Here is a 25,334-nt window from a genome sequence, read left to right on the forward strand (position 1 = left end):
GTTCGCGGGAGGCCGGTGAGCGGCGCGGAGCCGGGGTCCGCTGAGGGCGGGTTCCGCCGCGGGGCCGGGTGCGGTGCGGTGGACGAACGGCGGGCGCCCCGGCGCCGGGGCGCCCGCCGTCGCGGGGAGGCCGGCGTCAGCCGGTCTCGCGCCAGTGGTTGGTGATCGGCAGGCGGCGGTCCTTGCCGAAGCCCTTCGCGGAGATCTTCGTGCCCGGCGGGTACTGCCGCCGCTTGTACTCGGCGGTGTCCGTCATGCGCAGGACGCGGGTGACGGTCTCCTTGTCGAAGCCCTCGGCGATGATCTCCTCCCGCCCCCGGTCCAGGTCCACGTACAGCTCCAGGATCCGGTCCAGGACGTCGTAGTCGGGGAGGGAGTCGGTGTCCACCTGGTCCGGGCGCAGCTCCGCGCTCGGCGGCTTGGAGATGGAGTTCTCCGGGATCGGCGGGGTCTCGCCGCGCTCGGCCGCGGCCTTGTTGCGCCAGCGGGCGAGGCGGAAGACGGTGGTCTTGTAGACGTCCTTGATCGGGCCGTACGCGCCGACCGAGTCGCCGTAGAGGGTCGAGTAGCCGACCGCCAGTTCGGACTTGTTGCCCGGCGCGAGCACGATGTGGCCCTCCTGGTTGGACAGGCCCATCAGCAGGGTGCCGCGCAGCCGGGCCTGGAGGTTCTCCTCCGCCAGGCCGGTGAGGCGCAGTGACTCCATGTACGCGTCGAACATCGGGACGATCGGCACGGTGCGGAAGTCGAGGCCGGTGCGGCGGGCCAGCTCGGCCGCGTCGTCCCTGGAGTGCTCCGAGGAGTAGCGCGAGGGCATGGAGACGCCGTACACGTTCTCCGGGCCGATCGCGTCGCAGGCGATGGCGGCGGTCAGGGCGGAGTCGATGCCGCCGGACAGCCCGATGAGCACCGAGCGGAAGCCGTTCTTCAGGACGTAGGCGCGCAGACCCGTGACGAGGGCGGTGTAGACCTCCTCGTCGTCGTCCATGCGGGGGGCCTCGGCCCCGGTGACCTGCGGCTCGTACGGGGGGAGGGGGGAGGCGGAGAGGGTGCGGTGGTCTATGCGCAGGCCGTCGGAGACGTTGCCGGAGGGGGGCTCGGGCGCGGCGGCGGGCAGGTCGAGGTCGAGGACGACGCAGCCCTCCTCGAACTGCGGCGCCCGCGCGAGGACCTCGCCGCCGGCGGAGACGACGATCGAGTCGCCGTCGAAGACCAGGTCGTCCTGGGCGCCCACCATGGCCAGGTAGGCGGTGGTGCAGCCCGCCTCGCGCGCCCGGCGGCGCACCAGGTCCAGGCGGGTGTCGTCCTTGTCGCGCTCGTAGGGGGAGGCGTTGACGGACAGGAGCAGGCCCGCCCCGGCGGCCCGGGCGGCGGGCACCCGGCCGCCGTCCTGCCAGAGGTCCTCGCAGATCGCCAGGGCCACGTCGACGCCGTGCACCCGGATCACGGGCAGGGTCTCGCCGGGGACGAAGTAGCGGAACTCGTCGAAGACCCCGTAGTTGGGAAGGTGGTGCTTGGCGTAGGTCAGCACGACCTCGCCCTCGTGGAGGACGGCCGCGGCGTTCCGGGGCGCGCCGGCGGGCTGGCCGTAGCGGGGCTGGGCCTCCTCCGCCCGGTCGAGGTAGCCGACGACCACGGGCAGCCCGCCCAGTCCCTCGTCGGCCAGGCGGGCGGCGAGGGCGGTGAGGGCGGACCGGCTGGCCTGGACGAAGGACGGGCGCAGGGCCAGGTCCTCGACGGGGTAGCCGGTGAGCATCATCTCGGGGAACGCCACGAGGTGCGCCCCCTGCTCGGCGGAGTGCCGCGTCCAGCGGACGACCGCGTCCGCGTTCCCGGCGAGGTCGCCGACGGTGGAGTCGATCTGGTTCAGGGCGAGTCGTAGCTGAGGCACACGGTCAGTCTAATCGTCGTACTGACGCGATCCCGGGAGGCGGGGGATCGGCCGGGATACCGCGTGTCGCACCCGTTCGGGTGAAGGCCTTGGTCCGAGGTGCGGCCGGGGCTCCCGGCTCGCGGCGTTGGCCTCGACCACCGGCCGTCGGGAGGAGTGCCGTGTCCGCCGCAGCAGTCGGGCACCCCTGCGAGGGCGCGCCGGCGACGCTGGAGGCGGACCGGGCGCCGGGGCCGGGGCAACGGCTCCGGAGGGTTGTCCCGCGGGGCCCGTGCGGCCATGCTGGGAGCGCTCCCAGCATGAGTGGAAGGAGGCTCCGGTGAGCCAGGACAAGGGCGGGCCGTCCGTACGGCCGTACCGGCCGCAGGACCGGGAGGCGGTGTACGACGTGTGCGTGCGCACCGCCGACGCGGGCGGCGACGCGCGGGGGATCTACCGGGACCCCGATCTGATGGGCGACCTCTTCGCCGGGCCGTACGTGTGGCTCGGACCGCACCTGGCCTTCGTGCTGGACGACGGCGGGCGCGCGGTCGGGTACGCGATCGGCACCGCCGACACCGCGGCGTTCGCCGAGGCGTTCCGCCGCGAATGGCTGCCGCGCGTGGCCGACAGGTACCCCAGGGCGCGCCGGCCGGTCACACCGGACGAGCGGATGACCGAGCTGCTGTACACGCCCGAGCGGATGGTGCTGCCCGAACTCGCCGGCCACCCGGCGCACCTCCACATCGACATCCTCCCCGCGTACCAGCGCGCGGGGCACGGAAGGGCGCTGATGCGCGCGCTGCTGGACGCCCTGCGCCGGGAGGGGGCCGGGCGCGTCCACCTGGGCATGCTGACGGCGAACACCGGCGCGCGGCGCTTCTACGACCGCCTCGGCTTCTACGAGCTGGCGGTGCCCGATCCCGGCCCGCTCACCTATCTGGGCAGGTCCACGGAGACCGGGTCGGCGTAATGTGACGGTAACCCCTCACCGTGATACTGGTGTGCGGGCCGCTCCTTTCCCGGGCGGTGCGGGGGAGGGCCGTCTGACCAGCGAGGATGGGTGACCATGGACAAGCAGCAGGAATTCGTGCTCAGGACGCTCGAGGAGCGCGACATCCGGTTCGTCCGGCTGTGGTTCACCGACGTCCTCGGCTTTCTGAAGTCCGTCGCCGTCGCGCCCGCGGAGCTCGAGCAGGCCTTCGACGAGGGCATGGGCTTCGACGGGTCCGCGATCGAGGGCTTCGCCCGCGTCTACGAGTCCGACATGATCGCCAAGCCCGACCCGAGCACGTTCCAGATCCTGCCCTGGCGCGCCGAGGCCCCCGGCACCGCGCGGATGTTCTGCGACATCCTGATGCCGGACGGCTCCCCCTCCTACGCCGACCCCCGCTACGTCCTCAAGCGGGCCCTGAACAAGACCTCCGACCTGGGCTTCACCTTCTACACCCACCCCGAGATCGAGTTCTTCCTGCTCAAGGACAAGCCGGTGGACGGCACCCGGCCCACCCCGGCCGACTCCTCCGGCTACTTCGACCACACCCCCCAGCACGTCGGCCAGGACTTCCGCCGCCAGGCGATCACCATGCTGGAGTCGATGGGCATCTCGGTGGAGTTCTCCCACCACGAGGGCGCCCCGGGGCAGCAGGAGATCGACCTGCGGTACGCCGACGCCCTGTCGACGGCCGACAACATCATGACCTTCCGGCTGGTGATGAAGCAGGTCGCGCTGGAGCAGGGGGTGCAGGCCACCTTCATGCCCAAGCCGTTCTCGGAGTTCCCCGGCTCCGGGATGCACACCCACCTGTCGCTGTTCGAGGGCGACCGCAACGCCTTCCACGAGTCCGGCGCCGAGTACCAGCTCTCCAAGGTCGGCCGCTCCTTCATCGCCGGGCTGCTCAGGCACGCCGGGGAGATCTCCGCCGTCACCAACCAGTGGGTCAACTCCTACAAGCGCATCTGGGGCGGGGCCCAGCGCACCGCGGGCGCCGGCGGCGAGGCGCCCTCCTACATCTGCTGGGGGCACAACAACCGCTCCGCGCTGATCCGCGTGCCGATGTACAAGCCGGGCAAGATGGGCTCCACCCGGATCGAGGTGCGCTCCCTGGACTCCGGCGCCAACCCCTACCTGGCCTACGCGGTGCTGCTCGCCGCCGGGCTGAAGGGCATCGAGGAGGGCTACGAACTCCCCGTGGGCGCCGAGGACGACGTGTGGGCCCTGTCGGACGCCGAACGCCGCGCGATGGGCATCGAGCCGCTGCCGCAGAACCTGGGCGAGGCGATCGCGCTGATGGAGCGCAGCGAGCTGGTCGCCGAGACCCTGGGCGAGCACGTCTTCGACTTCTTCCTGCGCAACAAGAAGCAGGAGTGGGAGGAGTACCGCTCCGAGGTCACCGCCTTCGAGCTGCGCAAGAACCTGCCGGTGCTGTAGCGGGTCCGCGCCCCGCGGGACGCGGGGCGGTACGGCAGGGCGGTACGGCGGCAGCGGCGAGAGGCAAGGCCACGGTGGTGCAGGGCGGTCGGCGGGACAGCCGGTTCGGACGGTTCGTACGGCAGGGGTTCACCGATCCGGGGGCGGCCGGCCGCCTGCTGGACTCGCCCGCCCTGGCCCGGGTGCGGGACGACGCGGTGCTGCTCGACGCGCTCGGCGCCACCGCCGACCCCGACCAGGCGCTGCTGTCCTTCGTCCGGCTGGTGGAGGCCCAGCCGGACGACGCCGCGCGGCAGACGCTGCTGGGCACCGTGCTGGCCGCCAAACCGCTGCGCGACCGGCTGCTGGGCGTGCTGGGCGCCTCCGAGGCGCTCGGCGACCACCTCGCGGGCCACCCGGGCGACTGGCGGGCCCTCCACTCCTACGAGACGGCCGATCTCCACCCGGGCGTCGGGGAGTTCGAGGCCGCGCTCGCAGGCGCGGACGGCCCCGACGAACTGCGCGTCGCCTACCGCCGCGCCCTGCTCACCATCGCCGCCCGCGACGTCTGCGGCACCACGACCGTCGACGAGACCGCCGCCGAGCTGGCCGACCTGGCCACCGCCACCCTGCGCGCCGCCCTGGCGATGGCCGGGCGCGAGGAGCCGGGGGACGCGCGGGCGTGCCGGCTGGCCGTGATCGGGATGGGCAAGTGCGGCGGCCGCGAGCTGAACTACGTCTCGGACGTGGACGTCGTCTTCGTCGCCGAGCCCGCCGGGGGAACCGGCGCGGCGGCCGGGGACGGCGGCGACGGGGAGGCCGAGGCGCTGCGCGCCGCGACCCGGCTCGCCGCGCGCATGATGCGGATCTGCTCCGACACCACCGCCGAGGGCACCATCTGGCCGGTGGACGCCAACCTGCGGCCGGAGGGGCGCAACGGCCCGCTGGTGCGCACCCTGTCCAGTCATCTGGCGTACTACCGGCGCTGGGCCAAGACCTGGGAGTTCCAGGCCCTGCTCAAGGCCCGTCCGGTGGCCGGCGACCCGGCACTGGGCCGCGAGTACACCGAGGCCCTGGCCCCGATGGTGTGGCAGGCCGCCGAGCGGGAGAACTTCGTCACCGACGTGCAGCAGATGCGCCGCCGCGTGGTCGCCGGGATCCCCGCCGCGCAGCTCGACCGCGAACTCAAGCTCGGCCCCGGGGGCCTGCGCGACGTGGAGTTCGCCGTCCAGCTCCTCCAGCTCGTCCACGGGCGCAGTGACACCGCCCTGCGCAGCCCCACCACGCTGGCCGCGCTCGACGACCTAGCGGCGGGCGGGTACGTGGGCCGCCAGGACGCGGCCGCGCTCGGCGACGCGTACCGCTTCCTGCGCGTCCTGGAGCACCGCATCCAGCTCCAGAAGCTGCGCCGCACCCACCTGATGCCCCGGGAGGAGGCCGAACTGCGCCGCCTGGGACGTTCCCTGGGCTTCCGCCAGGACCCGGTGGCCGAGCTGACCCGCGCCTGGAAGCGGCACGCCGCGGTGGTGCGGCGGCTGCACGAGAAGATCTTCTACCGGCCGCTGCTGGACGCCGTCGCCCAGCTCGCGCCCGGCGAGATCCGGCTGTCGGCCAGCGCCGCCGGGCAGCGCCTGGAGGCGCTGGGCTACGCGGACCCGGCCGCCGCCCTGCGCCACCTGGAGGCGCTGACCTCCGGGGTCAGCCGCAAGGCCGCCATCCAGCGCACCCTGCTTCCGGTGCTGCTGGGCTGGTTCGCCGACTCCGCCGACCCCGACGCCGGACTGCTGGGCTTCCGCAAGGTCTCCGACGCGCTCGGCCAGACCCCCTGGTACCTGCGCCTGCTGCGGGACGAGGGGGCCGCCGCGGAGAACCTGGCCCGGGTGCTGTCGGCCGGGCGGCTCGCCCCCGACCTGCTGCTGCGCGCACCCGAGGCCGTCGCCCTGCTCGGCGACCCGGGCGGGCTGCGGCCGCGCGGGCGGGAGGCGCTGACCCAGGAGGCGCTGGCGGCCGTCGGCCGGGCCGATGGGCCCGAGCAGGCCGTCACCGCCGTCCGCGGGGTGCGGCGGCGCGAGCTGTTCCGTACCGCCGCGGCCGACGTCATCGGCGCGTACAAGGCCGGGGGCGGTGGCGAGGGCGGCTCGGAGGACGTTTCGGGGGGCGTCGCGGGAATTGCGGGCAGTGGTGCGGGGGGTTCGGGGGAGGGCGCGCCGTCGGGCGCCGACGGCATGGCGGACGCCGTGGACCGGGTGGGGGAGGCGCTGTCCGACCTGAACGCCGCCACCGTCGCCGGCGCCCTGCGGGCGGCGGTGGACGCCCGCTGGGGCGACACCCTGCCCACCCGCTTCACCGTCATCGGCATGGGCCGCTTCGGGGGCCGCGAGCTGAACTACGGCTCCGACGCGGACGTGCTGTTCGTCCACGAACCGCGCGAGGGCGTGGACGAGCGGGAGGCCGGCGAGGCGGCCCTCGCCGTCGCGGGCGAGATGCGCCGCCTCCTGCAGCTCCCCAGTTCCGACCCGCCGCTGCTCATCGACGCCGACCTGCGGCCGGAGGGCAGGAGCGGCCCGCTGGTGCGCACGCTGGCCTCCTACGGGACCTACTACCGCCGCTGGTCGCAGGTGTGGGAGCGGCACGCGCTGCTGCGGGCCGAGCCGGTGGCGGGCGACGCGGACCTGGGCCGCCGCTTCGTCGAGCTGATCGACCCCCTGCGCTATCCGGAGGACGGCCTGGGGGAGGACGCGGTGCGGGAGATCCGCCGCCTCAAGGCGCGGATGGAGAGCGAGCGGCTGCCGCGCGGCGCCGACCCCACCACCCACACCAAGCTGGGCAGGGGCGGGCTGTCGGACGTGGAGTGGACGGTCCAGCTCATGCAGTTGCGCCACGGTGCGCAGGTGCCGGGGCTGCGCACCACCCGCACCCGTGCGGCCCTGGCCGCCGCGCGGGACGCCGGGCTGATCGGCGAGGAGGACGCCGCGACCCTGGACGAGGCGTGGCTGCTGGCCACCCGGGTGCGCAACGGGGTGATGCTGGTGCGCGGCCGGCCCGGCGACACCTTCCCCTCCGAGTCGCGCGAGCTGGCCGCCGTCGGCCGCTACCTCGGCTACGAGCCGGGGCACGTGGGCGAGATGCTGGAGGACTACCGGCGCACCACGCGCCGTGCCCGTGCGGTGGTGGACCGGTTGTTCTACGGGGTGGAGTGAGGGGCTCCGCCGTTGGCGGCGGGTGCGCCCGTGGTGGGTGCGGGTACGGGCCGGGTACCACCGGTGGCCGGGTGCGGGGGGTGTTCTCGTGTCGTCCTCGCGGCGAGGCCTAGGGGGACGAGGGGACCAGGCGGGGGAGGCGGTGGGCCGGTGCGCCGTACCAGGCGCAGGAGATCGCGAAGCCTATGCCCAGGCAGACCAGCCCGCCGACCGCGTCCAGCCAGAAGTGGTTGGCGGTGCAGACGATGACCACCAGGGTGAGGGCCGGGTAGAGCCAGCCGAGGATCCTCACCCACAGCGGTGCCGCCAGCAGGGCGAGGGTGATGCCGCACCACACGGACCAGCCGATGTGCATCGACGGCATGGCCGCGTACTGGTTGGAGACGTTGGCCATGTTGCCCGAGGCCATCGAGCCCCAGGTGCCGTGGACCTTGACGGTGTCGATGAAGTGAACGCTCTCCATCAGCCGCGGCGGGGCCAGGGGGTAGAGGTAGTAGCCGAGCAGGGCGACGGCCGTGGTGGCGAACAGGACCGTGCGGGTGGCGGCGTAGCGGCCCGGGTGTCTGCGGTAGAGCCAGACCAGGACGCCGATGGTGACGATGAAGTGCAGCGTGGCGTAGTAGTAGTTCATCGTCACGATCAGCCATGTGACGCCGTTGACCGCGTGGTTGAGGGACTGCTCCACGGCGATGCCGAGGGCGCGCTCGACCTCCCACAGCCAGTCGGCGTTCCGCAGGGCCTGCGCCTCCTGCTCCGGCACGGCGTTGCGGATCATGGAGTACGTCCAGTAGCTGACCGCGATCAGCGTGATCTCGAACCAGATCCGGGGCCGGCGGGGCGCGCGGATGCGCTGCGAGACGGTGCGGCGCGGAGCCGGAACAACCGTGCGTTCATCTGCCGGAGCGACAGTGGTCACTCTGGCTTCTTCTGTCGTCCTCGCGATCGGAGCCCCCATGGTGCGCCAGTCTGCCAGAATCCGGCCCCCGGCCGATCATCCCCCGGACCGGTCCCGGCCGTCCTCGGTCCTCCCTGGGACGGACCCCCGGCCCTGAGGCGCGGAGGCGGTGGATCCGCGGACGACCAGCTCGGGCAGGAAGACGAACTCGCTGTGGGGCGCGGGGGTGCCGCCGATCTCCTCCAGCAGCGCCCGTACCGCCGCCTGGCCCATCGCGGTCACCGGCTGGCGGATGGTCGTCAGCGGCGGATCGGTGAAGGCGATCAGCGGGGAGTCGTCGAAGCCGATGACCGAGACGTCGCCGGGAACGGCCAGGCCGCGCTGCCGGGCGGCCCGGATGGCGCCGAGCGCCATCATGTCGCTGGCGCAGACCACGGCGGTGCAGCCCCGGTCGATCAGGGAGCCGGCCGCCGCCTGGCCGCCCTCCAGGGTGTACAGCGAGTGCTGGACCATCGACTCCGCCTCGCTCGGCGAGAGCCCGAGCTGCTCCTGGAGGCTGGTGGTGAAACCCTCCGTCTTGCGCTGGACGGGCACGAACCGGGCGGGTCCCAGGGCCAGTCCGATGCGCTCGTGGCCGAGCGAGGCGAGGTGGGTGACGGCCAGTCGCATCGCGGCCCGGTCGTCCGGCGAGACGAAGGGCGCGCGGACCTTGGGGGAGAAGCCGTTGACCATCACGAACGGCACGCCCTTGCCGCGCAGCTGCTCGTAGCGCTGCATGTCGGCGGTGGTGTCGGCGTGCAGCCCGGAGACGAAGATGATGCCCGCCACGCCCCGGTCCACGAGCATCTCGGTCAGCTCGTCCTCCGTCGAGCCGCCAGGGGTCTGGGTGGCCAGGACGGGGGTGTAGCCCTGACGGGTCAGCGCCTGTCCGATGACCTGGGCGAACGCCGGGAAGATCGGGTTCTCCAGCTCGGGGGTGATCAGCCCGACCAGCCCCGCGCTGCGCTGGCGCAGGCGCACGGGCCGCTCGTATCCCAGCAGGTCCAGTGCGGCGAGGACGGACTCGCGGGTGGCCGGGGAAACGCCGGGCTTGCCGTTGAGGACGCGGCTGACCGTCGCTTCGCTGACCCCCGCCTGGGCTGCGATGTCAGCTAGCCGTGCGGTCACAGCACCGGACTGTACCGGTCATGTGTCCGACTGCCCACCGTACCCGGGAGTTCGTCCGGATAGGTGTGGTTTCGCCCCCGGGTCGGGGGCGAAACCGGAGGCGGGTCTCACCGTTCGACGCGGTAGCCGGGCAGCAGCCCGGCGCTCCACTCCTCGGCGGTACGGGTCAGCCCCTCGCGTGCGGTCTCCTCGCCGCGCAGGATGGCCGTGTAGTGGGGCTGGAGGGCGACGAAGAGCTGCCCGCCCTCGGGGAGGGACGGCCGGGCCACGGCCTTGGTCAGCGCCAGGTAGAAGGAGTTGCGGACCGGGTCGGACAGCACCTTCCCGGTGTAGGCGGCCGTACGGGTCGGCAGCAGGCCCAGGGCGAGGGCGGTGCTCTCCTGCTGCTTGGCGTCGGTCATGTACTTGACGAAGAGGTACGAGGCGTCCGGGTTCTCCGTCTTCGCGGAGACCACGAGGTTGTGGCCGCCGGTGGGGGAGCCCGCGGTGCCCGATCCGCCGGCCGGGACGGCGGCGATGCCCAGGTTGTCGCGGTCCTCGAACTCCGGGGAGGAGAAGATGTCGGCGGTCGCCCAGGGGCCGTTGATCATCATGGCCGCCTCGCCGCTCTTGAAGGCGTTCTGCATGGCGGCGTAGGCGTCCTTCTCCGGCGGCCTGGGCGCGGCGCCGGAGGAGACCAGGCCGGCGGCGGTGGCCACGCCCCGGACCGAGTCGGGGGAGGCGACGGTGATCGTGCGGGAGGCCACGTCGACCAGGTCGCTCTTCTCGCCGTACAGGAACGGCAGCGAGAAGAAGGGATCGGGGTTGAGGACGATGCCCTCGGCCCCCGTCTCCCGCTTGATCTTCAGCGCGGTGTCCTTCAGGTCCTTCCAGGTGGCCGGCGGCCGGTTGATCCCGGCCTCCTCGAAGATCCGGCGGTTGTAGAGCAGGGCGAGGGTGTCGGTCACCTGGGGGACGCCGTAGACGCCGCCGTCCTCCAGCATCACGCTCGCGGTGGTGGTGGGCAGGAAGCCGGACATGTCGGCGTCCAGGGCGGGGGTGCCGGTGAGATCGGCGAGGTGGCCCTCGGCGGCGAAGCCGATCGTCCAGCCGACGTCCGCCCGCAGTACGTCGGGGGCGCCCCGGCCGGACTCCACGGCGTCCAGGAACCTCTGCTGGGCCTGGTCGAAGGGGACGGAGACGTGCTCGACGTCGATGTTGGGATGCTTCTTCTCGAAGGCGGCGACGAGTTTCGCGAAGTGCGGGGCCTCGGCCTCGCCCGAGGTGTCCCACCAGGTGACGCTGCCGGACACGGCGGAGGCGTCGTCCTCCGGGGACGTGCCGAGGACTCCGCAGGCCGTGGCAGTCAGGGCCAGGGAGACGGCGGCCAGCGCGGCGGCCGCCCCGCGGGGCCGGCCGGTCCGTCCGGTGGAACGGGACGTATCGGGGTGTATGTGGGTTTCCATCGTGCTCTTCCCGTCTGTCCTCAAGCGGGGGATCCGCTGTGGAACGCGGAGGAAGGTAGCAGGGGCGCAACTTCTTGCGGAAGCCGTTGCAGACTCGTTTGCAGAAAGTTGCCGCAAGGTCTTTCTAAAAGATTGCGCCGCTGTTACGTTCCTCGTCAGCCCGGCGCCGCGACAGCGCGGCCCGCGCGGAGTACGCCAGTGCCCCCGCGAGACGGGCACCGGATCATGGAGGAGTTCACATGCGGCGTGGCATAGGGACCACCGCACTGGTCGCGGCCATCGCGCTCGCGGCCACCGCCTGCGGCGGCGGCGACAGCGGCGACGGCGAGAAGAAGAACGCCGGCGGCGAGCTGTCGGGCACCGTCGAGTTCTGGGACACGTCGGGCGACGCCGAGAAGGCCTTCTTCAAGAAGGTCGCCGAGGAGTTCGAGGAGAAGCACCCCGAGGTCGACGTCAAGTACGTCAACGTCCCCTTCGGCGAGGCCAGCAACAAGTTCAAGAACGCCGCGGGCGGCGGCTCCGGAGCCCCCGACGTGATGCGCACCGAGGTCGCCTGGGTGGCCGACTTCGCCAGCCTGGGCTACCTCGCCCCGCTGGACGACACCGCCGCGGTCGACAACAAGGACGACTACCTGCCGCAGGCCTGGGGCAGCACCCAGTACGACGGCAAGACCTACGCCGTGCCGCAGGTCATCGACACCCTGGCCCTGTTCTACAACAAGGGCCTGCTGGAGAAGGCCGGCGTCGAGGTCCCGCAGTCGGTCGAGGAGATCAAGGACTCCACCGACGCGTTCAAGAAGAACGACGTCACCCCGTTCTACCTGCGCGGTGACGACCCGTACTGGTTCCTGCCCTTCCTCTACGGCGAGGGCGGCGACATGCTCGACGCCGAGGCCAAGAAGATCACCGTCGACGACGAGCCCGGTGCGAAGGCGTTCGGGGTGATGAAGGACCTGGTGGACTCCAAGGCCGCGATCACGGACACCACCAACGGCTGGGAGAACATGCAGAAGTCCTTCAAGGACGGCAAGGTCGCGATGATGGTCAACGGCCCCTGGGCCATCGAGGACACCCTCGCGGGCAAGCAGTTCAAGGGCGACGAGGACAACCTCGGGGTCGCCGCGGTCCCGGCCGGCAGCGCCGGCCAGGGCGCCCCGCAGGGCGGTCACAACTACTCGGTCTACGCGGGCTCCGACAACCTCGACGCCTCCTACGAGTTCGTCAAGTACATGAGCTCCGCCGAGGTCCAGAAGCGCACCACCGAGGAGCTGAGCCTCCTGCCGACCCGCACCTCGGTGTACGAGGAGAAGACCGTCAAGGACAACCAGATGGTCCAGTTCTTCAAGCCCGCCGTGGACAAGGCCGTCGAGCGCCCCTGGATCGCCGAGGGCAACTCCCTCTTCGAGCCGCTGCGCGTCCAGATGGCCGACGTGCTGACCGGCAAGACCAAGCCGGAGGCCGCCGCGGAGAAGGCCGGCGAGGAGTACGCCAAGCTCCTCAAGGACGGGGACTGGAAGTAAGGGCCGGGTAAGGGCCAGGGAAAGCTCAGGGAGAGGCTGACCGACGACCATGGCTGTCGAGACCGGCCAGTCGGTGGCACCGGCCGCGGGCGGAGACGCCCGCGGCCGCGGCCGCGGAACTGGCGAGAAGTCCACGGAGGTCCCCGGACCGCTGCGCCGCGCTCTGGCGACGCACTGGTACGCGTGGGCCATGGTGGCCCCCGTGGTGATCGTCATCGGGGTGATCATCGGCTATCCGCTGGTCCGGGGCATCTGGCTGTCCCTGACCGACGCGGACGAGGCCAACGTCGCCCGCACCATCGGTGTCAACGAGATCGAGGCCACCTACGAGTTCACCGGTCTCGAGAACTACAGGGCCATCCTCACCGACAGCGTCTTCTGGGACCGGCTCGGCTGGACGGTGCTGTGGACGGTCGGCTGCGTCTCCGTGACCTTCCTGCTGGGCCTGGTGCTGGCCACCATGCTCAACCGGAAGCTGCGCGGCCGGGCCGTCTACCGCATCGCGATCATCCTGCCCTGGGGCATCCCGGCCTTCGTCTCCGTCTTCGCCTGGCAGATGCTGTTCAACGAGAAGAACGGCATCCTCAACAGGGTCCTGGAGGGCGGGGGCATCGACGCCGTCCCCTGGCTGGGCGACCCCACCTGGGCGAAGATCTCCGTCATCGCGGTGAACGTCTGGCTGGGCGTGCCGTTCATGCTCGTCGCCCTGCTGGGCGCCCTCCAGGCCATCCCCTCCGAGCTGCTGGAGGCCGCCGAGGTGGACGGCGCGAACGCCTGGCAGCGCTTCCGCAACGTCACCCTGCCGGGCATCCGCTCGGTCAGCAGCACCGTGGTCCTGCTGAGCACCATCTGGACGTTCAACATGTTCCCGGTGATCTACCTGCTCACCCGCGGCGGCCCGGGCGACTCCACCGAGATCCTGGTGACCTACGCCTACCGGCTGTCCTTCCTCAACAGCCCGCGCGACTTCGCCACCTCCGCGGCCTGGGGCGTGCTGATCCTGCTGCTCCTGATGCTCTTCGCGGTGTTCTACCGCCGTTCGCTCCGCAAGCAGGGAGAGGTGTGGTGACGACGATGAACACCACGGAAACCACCACCGCGACCACGACCCCCGACCCCGCCACCACCGCGCCCGTGCCGCCGGCCGGCGCCGGGCGGCGCGGGCGGGTGCGCGGGCGCGGCGAGCGCGGGCCGCTGGCCTCCGTCGCGCTCCACGCGGGCCTGCTGACGGCGGCCCTGGCCGCGGTCTTCCCGCCGTTCTGGCTGCTGGTGACGTCCTTCAAGCCCAAGACGGAGACCTTCACCACCTCGCTGGTGCAGAACTTCACGCTGGAGAACTACACCCACGTCCTGGGCGAGACCTACTTCCTGACCTGGTTCTGGAACTCGGTGGTGGTCGTGGTGATGACCACGCTGCTCGGCGTGTTCATCTCCGCCACCACCGGCTACGCCGTCAGCCGCTTCCGCTTCCCCGGGATGCGCCCGCTGATGTGGACCCTGCTGATCACGCAGATGTTCCCGATGGCGATCCTGATCGTGCCGCTGTACAACCTGATGGCGCAGCTCGGCCTGCTCAACCAGCCCGTCGGACTGATCATCACCTACCTGACCATCGCGGTGCCGTTCTGCGCCTGGATGATGAAGGGCTTCTTCGACACCATCCCGGTCTCCATCGACGAGTCGGGGCGCGTGGACGGCCTCAACCCCTTCGGCACCTTCTGGCGGCTGATCCTGCCGCTGGCCAAGCCCGGTCTCGCCGTCACCGGCTTCTACAGCTTCGTGACCGCCTGGGCCGAGGTCGCCTACGCGTCGGCCTTCATGACCGGCGAGGAGAACCTCACCCTCGCCGGCGGCCTGCAGACCTTCGTCAACCAGTACGTCGGCGACTGGGGCTCGATGACCGCCGCCGCGGTGATCATCGCCGTCCCGGCCGCGATCGTCTTCGGCATCGCCCAGCGGCACCTCGTCGCCGGACTGACCTCCGGCGCCGTCAAGTCCTGACCCGCCGCCCCACCCGTCCGGCACCTCGCGTCCCCCCACTCACGACACCAGGGATGACATGACCCAGCACTCATCAGCCCCCGCCACCGGTACGGCCCCGGCCATCCGCACGGACGCCTCGGGAGAGCCGACCGGCTGGTGGCGCGACGCGGTGATCTACCAGGTCTACCCCCGCTCCTTCGCCGACGGGAACGGCGACGGCATGGGCGACCTGGCGGGCGTCCGCGCGCGGCTGCCCTACCTGGCCGACCTGGGCGTCGACGCCGTCTGGCTCAGCCCCTTCTACGCCTCCCCGCAGGCCGACGCCGGCTACGACGTCGCCGACTACCGCGCCATCGACCCGATGTTCGGCGACCTCCACGACGCCGACGCGCTGATCCGCGACGCCCACCAGCTGGGGCTGCGGATCATCGTGGACCTGGTGCCCAACCACTCCTCCGACCAGCACGAGTGGTTCCAGCGCGCCCTGCGCGAGGGCCCCGGCTCACCGCTGCGCGACCGCTACCACTTCCGCCCCGGGCGCGGCCCGAAGGGCGAGGAGCCCCCGAACGACTGGGAGTCCATCTTCGGCGGTCCGGCCTGGACCCGCACGAAGAACCCCGACGGCACCCCGGGGGAGTGGTACCTGCACCTGTTCGCCCCCGAGCAGCCCGACTTCAACTGGGAGAACGAGGCCGTGCGGGACGAGTTCCGCTCGGTGCTGCGCTTCTGGCTGGACATGGGCGTGGACGGCTTCCGCATCGACGTCGCCCACGGACTGGTCAAGGCCGCGGGGCTGCCCGACATGGGCCGGGCCGGGCAGCTGAAGCTGCTGGGCAACCAGGTGCTGCCCTTCTTCGACCAGGACGGCGTCCACGAGATCTACCGCTCCTGGCGGCGCATCCTCGACGAGTACCCCGGCGAACGCATCGGCGTCGCCGAGGCCTGGACGCCCAGCCCCGAGCGCACCGCGCTCTACCTGCGCGCCGACGAGCTGCACCAGGCGTTCAACTTCCACTACCTGAACACCGCGTGGAACGCCGAGGCGCTGCGGGCGGTCATCGACGAGTCGCTGGACTCCATGCGCCCGGTCGGCGCCCCCACCACCTGGGTGCTGTCCAACCACGACGTGGTGCGCCACCGCACCCGGCTGGGCGGCGGCCTGACCCGCGCCCGCGCCGCCTCGCTGCTGATGCTGGCGCTGCCCGGCTCGGCCTACGTCTACCAGGGCGAGGAGCTGGGCCTGCCGGAGGTCACCGACCTGCCCGACGAGGTGCGCCAGGACCCGTCCTTCTTCAAGGACAACGGCCAGGACGGCCTGCGCGACGGCTGCCGCGTGCCCATCCCGTGGGCGCCGGCCGGGTCCAGCTACGGCTTCGGCTCCGGCGGCAGCTGGCTGCCCCAGCCCGAGCAGTGGGCCGAGCTGTCGGTCGAGGAGCAGACCGGCGACCCCACCTCCACGCTGGAGCTGTACCGCAGCGCGCTGGCGGTGCGCCGCGAGCACCCGGCGCTGGGCGCGGGCGAGAGCGTGGAGTGGCTGGAGGACTTCCCCGCCGGGGTGCTGGCCTTCCGGCGCCGCGCGGCCGACGGCTCCGGCCGCGACATCGTCTGCACGGCCAACACCACCGACCGGCCCGTGGAGCTGTCCGCGGCGCCCGGCCGGCTGCTGCTGGCCAGCGGCGAGTACGAGGGCGGTGCGATCCCGGCCGACACCACCGTCTGGTGGGAGGTATGACGGAGGCCGGCACGGCGCCCGCCCGGGTCCCCCAGCAGGGGGGCCCGGCCGCGGGCGCCGTCCCCGGCAGCGTCCCCGGAACCGCCCGGCTGGCCGACATCGCGGCCCAGGCCTCGGTCAGCGAGGCCACGGTCAGCCGTGTGCTCAACGGCAAGGCGGGCGTGGCGGCCGGCACCCGGCAGAAGGTGCTGGCGGCCCTGGACGTGCTGGGGTACGAGCGGCCGGTGCGGCTGCGGCAGCGCAGCGCCGGTCTGATCGGGCTGGTCATCCCGGAGTTGACCAACCCGATCTTCCCGGCGTTCGCCCAGGTCATCGAGCAGGTCCTGGCCGGACACGGCTACACGCCGGTGCTGTGCACCCAGATGCCCGGCGGCGCCACCGAGGACGAGCTGGTCGACCAGCTCGTCGAGCGCGGCGTCAACGGCATCGTCTTCCTCTCCGGACTGCACGCCGACACCACCGCGGACCCGGGCCGCTACGTGCGGCTGTCCGGCCGGGGCGTGCCGTTCGTGCTCATCAACGGTTTCAACGAGCACGTCAGCGCCCCCTTCGTGTCGCCCGACGACCGGGCGGCGGCCCGGATGGCGGTGCGCCATCTGGTCGACCTCGGCCACGATCCGCGGCACATCGGCCTGGCGGTCGGCCCCGTCCGGTACGTACCGGTTCGGCGCAAGGCCGAGGGGTTCACGGCGGCGCTGATCGAGCAGGGCGTACCCGCGGCGCGGGTGCGCGAGCAGGTCCAGCACACGCTGTTCACCCTCGAGGGCGGCCACGCCGCGGCGGGCGCGCTGATCAGCGCGGGCTGCACGGGTGTGGTGTGCGGCAGCGACCTGATGGCGCTGGGCGTGGTGCGGGCGGCCCGGCAGCGCGGGCTGGAGGTCCCGCGCGAGCTGTCGGTGGTCGGCTTCGACGACTCCGAGCTGATCGCCTTCACCGACCCGCCGCTGACGACCGTGCGCCAGCCGGTCAAGGCCATGGCGAGCGCGGCGGTGAACGCGCTGCTGGAGGAGATCGGGGGGAACCCCGTCCAGCACTCGGAGTTCGTCTTCCAGCCCGAACTGGTGGTGCGCGGCTCGACCGCCCCGCCGTCGTAGGACCGGGTACGTACCGCCGGGCGCCGGCGGGCACCCGGCGGTGCGCGACCTGACAGCCCCGCCGCCGGGTGCCCGCCGGCGCCCGGCGTGCGTCTCGCCGGTCACCACGCCGGTCACCATGCCGGCCACCACCGTGTGCCGCCGGCCGGGTACGCGGGCACCCCGGCCCGGCCGGCCGGGCGCGTGGGGTCCATGTGCCTGGTCCCCCGGCCGACCGGACCGGGAGTGTGGTCGAACGTAGCACCGTGCAATCTCTTGCGAAAGAGATTGCACGGAGATGGCGGTCGTGTTTCCCGTGGATGTCCAAAGCCTTGACGCACTTCCAGGGCCCGTCTACGGTCTCCTGCGCGAAGACTTTCAGGCATTTTCAGTCTTCTTGCAGCAAGAGCATTCACTGCTCCACCGCCTCACGGGCGCGGCGCGTTGCCCCCAGGCAGGCACTTGCATCTGCTCCCCCCCACAGGAGGAAACGTGGCCAGGAGATCCGCAGCCACCACGCTCGCGCTTGTCGCGGGCATGGCAGGCTCCCTCATCGCCGTTCCCGGATCGGCACAGGCGGCGCCGCCCGGAACCAAGGACGTCACCGCCGTGATGTTCGAGTGGAACTTCGACTCGATCGCACGCGAGTGCACCAGCAGGCTCGGCCCGGCCGGCTACGGCTTCGTCCAGGTCTCCCCGCCCCAGGAACACATCCAGGGCAGCCAGTGGTGGACCTCGTACCAGCCGGTCAGCTACAAGATCGCAGGGCGTCTCGGCAACCGCTCGCAGTTCCAGAACATGGTCAACACCTGCCACTCGGCAGGCGTGAAGGTCGTCGTCGACACGGTGATCAACCACATGTCGGCGGGCAGCGGCACCGGCACCGGCGGCTCGTCGTACACCAAGTACAACTACCCCGGCATCTACAGCGGTGCCGACATGGACGACTGCCGGTCCACGATCAGCAACTACCAGGACCGGTACAACGTCCAGAACTGCGAACTGGTGGGTCTCGCCGACCTCGACACCGGCGAGCCCTACGTCCGCAGCCGGATCGCGGCCTACATGAACGACCTGCTCTCGCTCGGTGTGGACGGCTTCCGGATCGACGCGGCCAAGCACATGCCCGCCGGCGACCTGGCGGCCATCAAGTCCCAGCTGAACAACCCGAACGTCTACTGGAAGCAGGAGGCGATCTACGGCGCGGGCGAGGCCGTCTCGCCCACCGAGTACCTCAACAACGGCGACGTGCAGGAGTTCCGCTACGCCCGGGACCTCAAGCGGGTCTTCGGCAGCGAGAAGCTCGCCTACCTCAAGAACTACGGTGAGGGCTGGGGCTACATGAGCTCCGGCAAGTCCGGCGTCTTCGTGGACAACCACGACACCGAGCGCGGCGGCGACACCATGAACTACAAGTACGGCTCCGCCTACACCCTGGCCAACGTCTTCATGCTGGCCTGGCCGTACGGCGCCCCGGACGTCCACTCCGGCTACGAGTGGAGCAACTACGACGCCGGCCCGCCCAACGGCGGCCGGGTGAACGCCTGCTGGCAGGACGGCTGGAAGTGCCAGCACGCCTGGCGCGAGATCTCCTCCATGGTCGCCTTCCGCAACGAGACGCGCGGCCAGGCCGTCGTCAACTGGTGGGACAACGGCAACGACGCCATCGCCTTCGGCCGCGGGAACAAGGGCTACGTCGCCATCAACCACGAGACGTACTCGATCTCCCGCACCTTCCAGACCTCGCTGCCGGGCGGAACCTACTGCAACATCCAGAACGGCGGCAGGGTCACCGTGAACAGCTCCGGCCAGTTCACCGCCACCCTCAACCCCGGCACCGCCATAGCCCTGCGCAGCGGCTCCCGCTGCTAGCACCTCCGGCGCCCCGGCGCCGCACGTGACCGCCCCGAGAACCGGCCGCCCGGTACCGGCCCACTTCCCCGCCGCCGGGCCGGGCGGCCCGCGGTCCTCCCCACCCCGGACTCCCCCCGCAGGCCGCCCCACAGGTCACCCCACACGCAGCGCACACGCACCACGCACAGATCACCGCACCCGAGGAGAGCGACCCGTGACAGGTCCCCTGGCGCGCAGAGGAGCGGCCGCGAGCATCGCGGCCGCGATCCTGGCGACGCTCATCACCGCGGCGGCCCCCGCCAAGGCCGCACCGCCGCCGCCGTCCGACGCGAAACTGGCCGCCGAGCCCACACGGCACGACCTGACGCGGGAGCAGTTCTACTTCGTCCTGCCCGACCGCTTCGCCAACGCGGACCGCTCCAACGACCGCGGCGGACTGGAGGGCGACCGCCTGGCCACCGGCTACGACCCCACCCACAAGGGCTTCTACCAGGGCGGCGACCTCGAGGGCCTGAAGGAGAAGCTGGACTACATCAAGGGCCTGGGCACCACCGCCATCTGGATGGCGCCCATCTTCAAGAACAAGCCGGTGCAGGGCGAGGGGAAGAACGCCTCGGCCGGCTACCACGGCTACTGGATCACCGACTTCACCCAGGTCGACCCGCACTTCGGCACCAACGACGACCTGCGGGACCTGATCGACGCCGCCCACGACAAGGGCATGAAGGTCTTCTTCGACGTCATCACCAACCACACCGCCGACGTGGTGGACTACGAGGAGAAGTCCTACTCCTACCTGTCCAAGGGCGCCTTCCCCTACCTCACCAAGGACGGCAGGCCCTTCGACGACGCCGACTACGCCGCCGGGGGGAGGTTCCCGCAGACCGACCGCGGCTCCTTCCCCCGCACCCCGGTCGTCCCGGCGGCCGAGAAGGACGTGAAGGTCCCCGGCTGGCTCAACGACCCGGAGATGTACCACAACCGGGGCGACTCCACCTTCGCCGGGGAGAGCGCCCTGCACGGTGACTTCTACGGCCTGGACGACCTGTGGACCGAGCGTCCCGAGGTCGTCGAGGGCATGAAGAAGATCTACCAGCGGTGGGTGAGGGACTTCCGGATCGACGGCTTCCGCATCGACACGGTCAAGCACGTCAACATGGAGTTCTGGACCCAGTGGGCCACCGCCCTGGACGCCTACGCCGCGAAGAAGGGGCGCGACGACTTCTTCATGTTCGGCGAGGTCTACTCCTCCGACCCCGCCCAGATGGCCCCCTACGTCACCCGGGGCAAGCTCGACGCCACCCTCGACTTCGGCTTCCAGGAGGCCGCCCGCTCCTACGCCTCCCAGAGCGGGCCGGCGGCCAAGCTGTCGGACCTGTTCGCCCAGGACTACCGCTACACCACCGGCCGCTCCAACGCGTACGAGCAGGTCACCTTCACCGGCAACCACGACATGGGCCGCTTCGGGACCTTCCTGCGCCAGGACAACCCCGGCGCCGGTGACGCCGAGCTGCTGAAGCGGGCGAAGCTCGCCAACGAGCTGATGTTCCTCAGCCGCGGCAACCCGGTGGTCTACTACGGCGACGAGCAGGGCTTCACCGGCGCCGGCGGCGACCAGGACGCCCGCCAGACCCTCTTCGCCTCCAGGACCGACGCCTACCTGGACGAGGAGAAGAACGACCGGATCGGCACCGACCGCACCCACGCCGAGGACGCGTACGACACCTCCCACCCCCTGTACCGCTCCATCGCGGCCCTGTCGAAGCTGACCCGGGAGCACCCCGCCCTGCGCGACGGCGTCCAGACCGAGCGCTACGCGCAGACCGGCGACGGCCCCGGCGTGTACGCCTTCACCCGCACCGGCGCCGAGCAGCGCACCGAGTACCTCGTCGCCGCCAACAACGGCGCCAAGGCCCGCACGGTCGAGATCCCCACCGGATCCCCGGCCACCGCGTTCCGCCAGATCCACGGCGGCGACGACACCGTGCGCACCGGACCGGACGCGAAGCTGACCGTCACCGTCCCGGCCCTGTCCACCGTGGTGTTCAAGGCGGCGAAGCCGCTTCCCGCACCCGCCGCCGCGCCGGCCGTCGAGCTGAAGGCCCCCGCGGCGGGCGCCACCGGCACCGTCGAGATCACCGCGAACGTCGGGGGAGGGGACGGCGGACTCGACCGCGTCGTCTTCGCCGCCCAGACGGGCGACGGGAAGTGGCAGACCCTCGGCACCGCCGACCACGCCCCCTACAAGGTCACCCAGTACATCGGCCGGGACGTGAAGGCCGGAACGCCGCTGCGCTACAAGGCCGTCGTGGTCGACGCCGAGGGCCGCACCGCCTCCGACACCGCCTCCTCCACCGCCGGCCAGGCCCCGCCGCCCGAGAAGCCCTCGGCGGTGGAACGGAACTGGGCCGTCGTCCACTACCAGCGCGCCGACGGCGACTACGACGGCTGGAAGCTGGTCGCCGGCGACCGCACCGCCGACTTCACCGGCCGCGACGCCTACGGCGCCTTCGCCTGGGTCAGGCCGGCCGACGGCGAGGGCAGGCTCTCCTTCACCATCACCAAGGACGGCGTGGACGACGGTCCCGAGCGCACCGTCGACCTGGCGAAGACCGGCGAGGTGTGGGTCGAGCAGGGCAGTGACCGGACGCTGTCCGAGCGGCCCGAGGGCGTCTACCCGCCGCAGGACGAGAAGAAGGCCGTACTGCACTACCACCGCGCCGACGGCGACTACGACGGCTGGGGCCTGCACACCTGGACCGGCGCTGCCGAGCCCACCGACTGGTCCAAGCCGCTGATGCCGGTGAAGGAGGACGCCTTCGGCGCCACCTTCGAGGTGCCGCTCGCCGAGGGCGCCACCTCGCTGAGCTACATCATCCACAAGGGCGACACCAAGGACGAGAACGCCGACCAGTCGCTGGACTTCGCCACCCACGGCCGCGAGGTCTGGAAGCTGTCCGCCACCCCCGGCTACCTGCTGCCCACCACCGGCGGCGCGCCCGAGCTGGACCTGGCCGGGGCCGGGGCCCAGTGGATCGACCGGGACACCGTCGCCTGGAAGGTCAAGGCCACCGACGCCACCAGCCAGCAGCTCGCCTACGACACCCGCGGCACCATCGCGGTCGAGGACGGCGCCCTGAAGCACGAGGGCCGCTGGCTGCGCCTCGCCCCCGTGCCCGGCGGGCTCACCGACGCGCAGAAGGAGAAGTTCCCGCACCTGAAGGACTACCCCGCCTTCCGCATCGACCCCCGCGACCGCGACCGGGTGCGCACCGCCCTGCGCGGCCAGGTCGTCGCCACCCAGCGCAACACCGAAGGGGCGCTGCTGGCGGCGACCGGGGTGCAGATCCCCGGTGTGCTGGACGACCTCTACGGCACCAAGGCGGCGAAGGCCGACCTCGGCCCGGTCTTCGACCGGAGCGGCCGCCCCACCCTGTCGGTGTGGGCGCCCACCGCGCAGGCGGTCTCCCTCGAACTGGACGGCCGCACCGTGCGGATGCGGCGCGACGACACCACCGGCGTGTGGAGCGCGCACGGCAACCGGAGCTGGACGGGCAAGCCGTACCGCTACCACGTGACGGTCTGGGCGCCCTCGGTGGGCAAGCTGGTCACCAACAAGGTCACCGACCCCTACTCCACCGCCCTGACCACCGACTCCGAAAGGAGCCTGGTCGTCGACCTGTCCGACCCGAAGCTGGCCCCCAGGGGCTGGAAGGGGCTGGACAAGCCGGCCCCGACACCGCTGCGCGACGCGCAGATCCAGGAGCTGCACATCCGCGACTTCTCCGTCGCCGACCCCACGGTGAGCGAGAAGCACCGCGGCGGCTACCTGGCCTTCACCGAGGGCTCCGCCGACGGCATGAAGCACCTCGGGAAGCTGGCGGACGCGGGCACCTCCCACGTCCATCTGCTGCCCTCGTACGACATCGCCTCCATCCCCGAGCGCGCCGCCGACCGGGCCGAGCCCGCCTGCGACCTGGCGGCCCTGCCCGCCGACTCCGGCGAGCAGCAGGAGTGCGTCGGGAAGGTCCGCGGCAAGGACGCCTACAACTGGGGCTACGACCCGCTGCACTACACCGTGCCCGAGGGCTCGTACGCCACCGACGCCGAGGGCACCACCCGCACCGTCGAGTACCGCAAGATGGTCAAGAGCCTCAACGAGGCCGGACTGCGGGTCGTGCTGGACGTGGTCTACAACCACACCATGGCGGCCGGGCAGGACGACAAGTCCGTCCTGGACCGCATCGTGCCCGGCTACTACCACCGCCTGCTGGAGGACGGCACGGTGGCCACCTCCACCTGCTGCGCCAACACCGCGCCCGAGCACACCATGATGGGCAAGCTCACGGTCGACTCCATCGTCACCTGGGCCAAGCAGTACAAGGTGGACGGCTTCCGCTTCGACCTGATGGGCCACCACCCCAAGGCCAACATCCTGGCCGTCCGCGAGGCGCTGGACGCCCTCACCCCCGAGAAGGACGGCGTCGACGGCAAGAGCATCATCCTCTACGGCGAGGGCTGGAACTTCGGCGAGGTCGCCGACGACGCACGCTTCGTCCAGGCCACGCAGAAGAACATGGCCGGCACCGGCATCGCCACCTTCTCCGACCGGGCCCGCGACGCGGTGCGCGGCGGCGGCCCCTTCGACGCCGACCCCGGAGTCCAGGGCTTCGCCAGCGGCCTGTACACCGACCCCAACTCCTCGGACGCCAACGGCAGCGAGGCGGAGCAGCGGGCCAGGCTCCTGCACTACCAGGACCTGATCAAGGTCGGGCTGTCCGGCAACCTCGCCGGCTACACCTTCACCGACACCTCCGGCAGGCAGGTCAAGGGCTCGCAGGTCGACTACAACGGCTCACCGGCCGGATACGCCGACGCCCCCGGCGAGGCACTCGCCTACGCCGACGCCCACGACAACGAGACCCTCTACGACGCCCTGGCGTTCAAGCTGCCCAAGGACACCAAGGCCGCCGACCGGGCCCGTATGCAGGTGATCGCCATGGCCACCGCCGCCCTCTCCCAGGGGCCGGCCCTCAGCCAGGCGGGCAGCGACCTGCTGCGCTCGAAGTCGCTGGACCGCAACTCCTACGACTCCGGCGACTGGTACAACGCCATCCACTGGAACTGCGAGGCCGGCAACGGCTTCGGCCGCGGCCTGCCGCCGGCCTGGGACAACGAGGACAAGTGGCCGTACGCGAAGCCGCTGCTGACCCTGGCCGACCTCTCGCCCTCCTGCGGGGAGATCGACGGCGCCTCCGCCGCCTACCGGGACCTGCTGGAGATCCGCTCCACCGAGAAGGCCTTCAGCCAGTCCACGGCGGCCGGGGTCCAGCGGGCACTGTCCTTCCCGCTGTCGGGCGAGGAGGAGACCCCGGGCGTGATCACCATGCGCCTGGCGGACGGCGACCGCGACCTGGTGGTCGTCTTCAACGCCACCCCCGAGCGGCAGACGCAGACCGTCTCCTCGCTCGCCGGCGCCTCCTACGCACTGCACCCGGTGCAGGCGAAGGGCTCCGACACGGTGGTGAGGAGCGCCGCCTTCGACGGCGGCAAGGGAGCCTTCACGGTGCCGCCGCGCACGGTGGCGGTGTTCGCCGCGCGGTGAACCACGCGGTGAACCACGCAATGGCCCGGACGGTGACCCGGACGGTGACCGGGACGGGGGAGTAGACGGGAAACGCTTCGGGGCGGGGCCGGAAGGGACGGCGCCGCCCCGAAGCGCGTCCCCGGCCCCGCCTCGCCCGGCTCCGCTTCCTCCGGCCCTGCCCCCGGCCCTGCCTCCCGCCCGGCCGGCGCGGTCCGGCTCACTCCCACCAGAACGACCACAGGTTCCGGCCGGTCAGCCACTCCCGCGCGTAGCGCGCCAGCGATCCGGCGCCCTGCCGCACCACCGAGGGGCAGAACGCGTAGTGCTCGGCCGCCACCGGCAGGGCCTGGGCCGCGGTGAGGGGCGGCTCCGGCACCGACAGGTGCAGTACGTCCGGCTCCAGCGCCACCACCCGCGTACCGAAACGCTCCTCCCAGGAGTGCAGCACCGAGTCGTACCCCTCGGGCCCCGCGCCGGACGCCAGGGTGCCCGCCCAGCCGATCGCGGCGGGTACGCCGGCGCTCCGCGCCGCCGGGACCAGGGCCACCCGCGGGCGGCGCAGGGTGCCGTGCGCCACCAGCGCGCGGGCCACCCGGGC

15 protein-coding genes are annotated in these 25,334 nt (G+C 72.0%); 10 read left to right on the forward strand and 5 right to left on the reverse strand.

Going from position 1 to position 25,334, the window contains the following annotated elements; genetic code table 11:
- Positions 1-136: 136 nt before the first annotated feature.
- Positions 137-1,891, reverse strand: a complete 1,755-nt coding sequence (locus ACLIYP_RS18695; RefSeq protein WP_412714278.1) for an NAD+ synthase — start codon at positions 1,889-1,891, stop codon at positions 137-139.
- A 319-nt stretch (positions 1,892-2,210) separates the two neighbouring features.
- Here ACLIYP_RS18695 and ACLIYP_RS18700 point away from each other — a divergent pair, with 319 nt between their 5' ends.
- The 3 genes from ACLIYP_RS18700 to ACLIYP_RS18710 all read left to right on the forward strand — a co-directional run bounded on the left by ACLIYP_RS18700 (position 2,211) and on the right by ACLIYP_RS18710 (position 7,480).
- Entirely contained in the window at positions 2,211-2,843 is a 633-nt protein-coding gene (locus tag ACLIYP_RS18700; protein WP_412714279.1) for a GNAT family N-acetyltransferase, read from the forward strand.
- Positions 2,844-2,939: 96 nt separating this feature from the next.
- Positions 2,940-4,301, forward strand: a complete 1,362-nt coding sequence (gene glnA / locus ACLIYP_RS18705) for a type I glutamate--ammonia ligase (RefSeq protein ID WP_412714280.1) — start codon at positions 2,940-2,942, stop codon at positions 4,299-4,301.
- 74 nt (positions 4,302-4,375) lie between these two features.
- On the forward strand, positions 4,376-7,480 hold the full coding sequence (locus ACLIYP_RS18710) for a bifunctional [glutamine synthetase] adenylyltransferase/[glutamine synthetase]-adenylyl-L-tyrosine phosphorylase (RefSeq protein WP_412714281.1): 3,105 nt from the start codon (positions 4,376-4,378) through the stop codon (positions 7,478-7,480).
- A 109-nt stretch (positions 7,481-7,589) separates the two neighbouring features.
- Here ACLIYP_RS18710 and ACLIYP_RS18715 read toward each other — a convergent pair whose 3' ends face one another.
- The 3 genes from ACLIYP_RS18715 to ACLIYP_RS18725 form a co-directional block, all read right to left on the reverse strand.
- Positions 7,590-8,435 carry a phosphatase PAP2 family protein gene (locus tag ACLIYP_RS18715; RefSeq protein ID WP_412714282.1) on the reverse strand — a complete coding sequence of 282 codons (846 nt, stop codon included), beginning with the start codon at positions 8,433-8,435 and terminating at the stop codon, positions 7,590-7,592.
- Positions 8,436-8,471: 36 nt separating this feature from the next.
- Positions 8,472-9,542 (reverse strand): LacI family DNA-binding transcriptional regulator, encoded by a 1,071-nt coding sequence (locus ACLIYP_RS18720; RefSeq protein ID WP_412714283.1) that lies wholly within the window; start codon positions 9,540-9,542, stop codon positions 8,472-8,474.
- 107 nt (positions 9,543-9,649) lie between these two features.
- Positions 9,650-10,987 carry an extracellular solute-binding protein gene (locus ACLIYP_RS18725; RefSeq protein WP_412714284.1) on the reverse strand — a complete coding sequence of 446 codons (1,338 nt, stop codon included), beginning with the start codon at positions 10,985-10,987 and terminating at the stop codon, positions 9,650-9,652.
- Between the two features lie 239 nt (positions 10,988-11,226).
- Between ACLIYP_RS18725 and ACLIYP_RS18730 the strand changes: the two genes are divergently transcribed.
- From ACLIYP_RS18730 to pulA, 7 genes are all read left to right on the forward strand, one after another.
- Positions 11,227-12,507, forward strand: coding sequence for an extracellular solute-binding protein (locus ACLIYP_RS18730; RefSeq protein WP_412714285.1), 1,281 nt, complete (start codon positions 11,227-11,229; stop codon positions 12,505-12,507).
- A gap of 49 nt (positions 12,508-12,556) precedes the next feature.
- On the forward strand, positions 12,557-13,576 hold the full coding sequence (locus ACLIYP_RS18735) for a carbohydrate ABC transporter permease (RefSeq protein WP_412714286.1): 1,020 nt from the start codon (positions 12,557-12,559) through the stop codon (positions 13,574-13,576).
- 5 nt (positions 13,577-13,581) lie between these two features.
- The gene (locus ACLIYP_RS18740) at positions 13,582-14,508 is read left to right on the forward strand and encodes a sugar ABC transporter permease (RefSeq protein WP_412714287.1); all 927 of its coding nucleotides are present in this window, start codon (positions 13,582-13,584) and stop codon (positions 14,506-14,508) included.
- 58 nt (positions 14,509-14,566) lie between these two features.
- Positions 14,567-16,222 carry a glycoside hydrolase family 13 protein gene (locus tag ACLIYP_RS18745; protein ID WP_412714288.1) on the forward strand — a complete coding sequence of 552 codons (1,656 nt, stop codon included), beginning with the start codon at positions 14,567-14,569 and terminating at the stop codon, positions 16,220-16,222.
- Entirely contained in the window at positions 16,219-17,316 is a 1,098-nt protein-coding gene (locus ACLIYP_RS18750) for a LacI family DNA-binding transcriptional regulator (protein ID WP_412714289.1), read from the forward strand. The genes ACLIYP_RS18745 and ACLIYP_RS18750 overlap by 4 nt, the downstream gene beginning before the upstream one ends.
- Positions 17,317-17,787: 471 nt before the next feature.
- The gene (locus ACLIYP_RS18755) at positions 17,788-19,167 is read left to right on the forward strand and encodes an alpha-amylase (protein ID WP_412714290.1); all 1,380 of its coding nucleotides are present in this window, start codon (positions 17,788-17,790) and stop codon (positions 19,165-19,167) included.
- Positions 19,168-19,363: 196 nt separating this feature from the next.
- On the forward strand, positions 19,364-24,754 hold the full coding sequence (gene pulA / locus ACLIYP_RS18760) for a pullulanase-type alpha-1,6-glucosidase (protein ID WP_412714291.1): 5,391 nt from the start codon (positions 19,364-19,366) through the stop codon (positions 24,752-24,754).
- A 199-nt stretch (positions 24,755-24,953) separates the two neighbouring features.
- Here pulA and ACLIYP_RS18765 read toward each other — a convergent pair.
- On the reverse strand, positions 24,954-25,334 hold a 381-nt coding region (locus ACLIYP_RS18765; protein WP_412714292.1), incomplete at its 5' end, for a DUF4253 domain-containing protein.

Source organism: Streptomyces nanhaiensis (assembly GCF_046614825.1).
Taxonomy (GTDB): domain Bacteria; phylum Actinomycetota; class Actinomycetes; order Streptomycetales; family Streptomycetaceae; genus Streptomyces; species Streptomyces radiopugnans.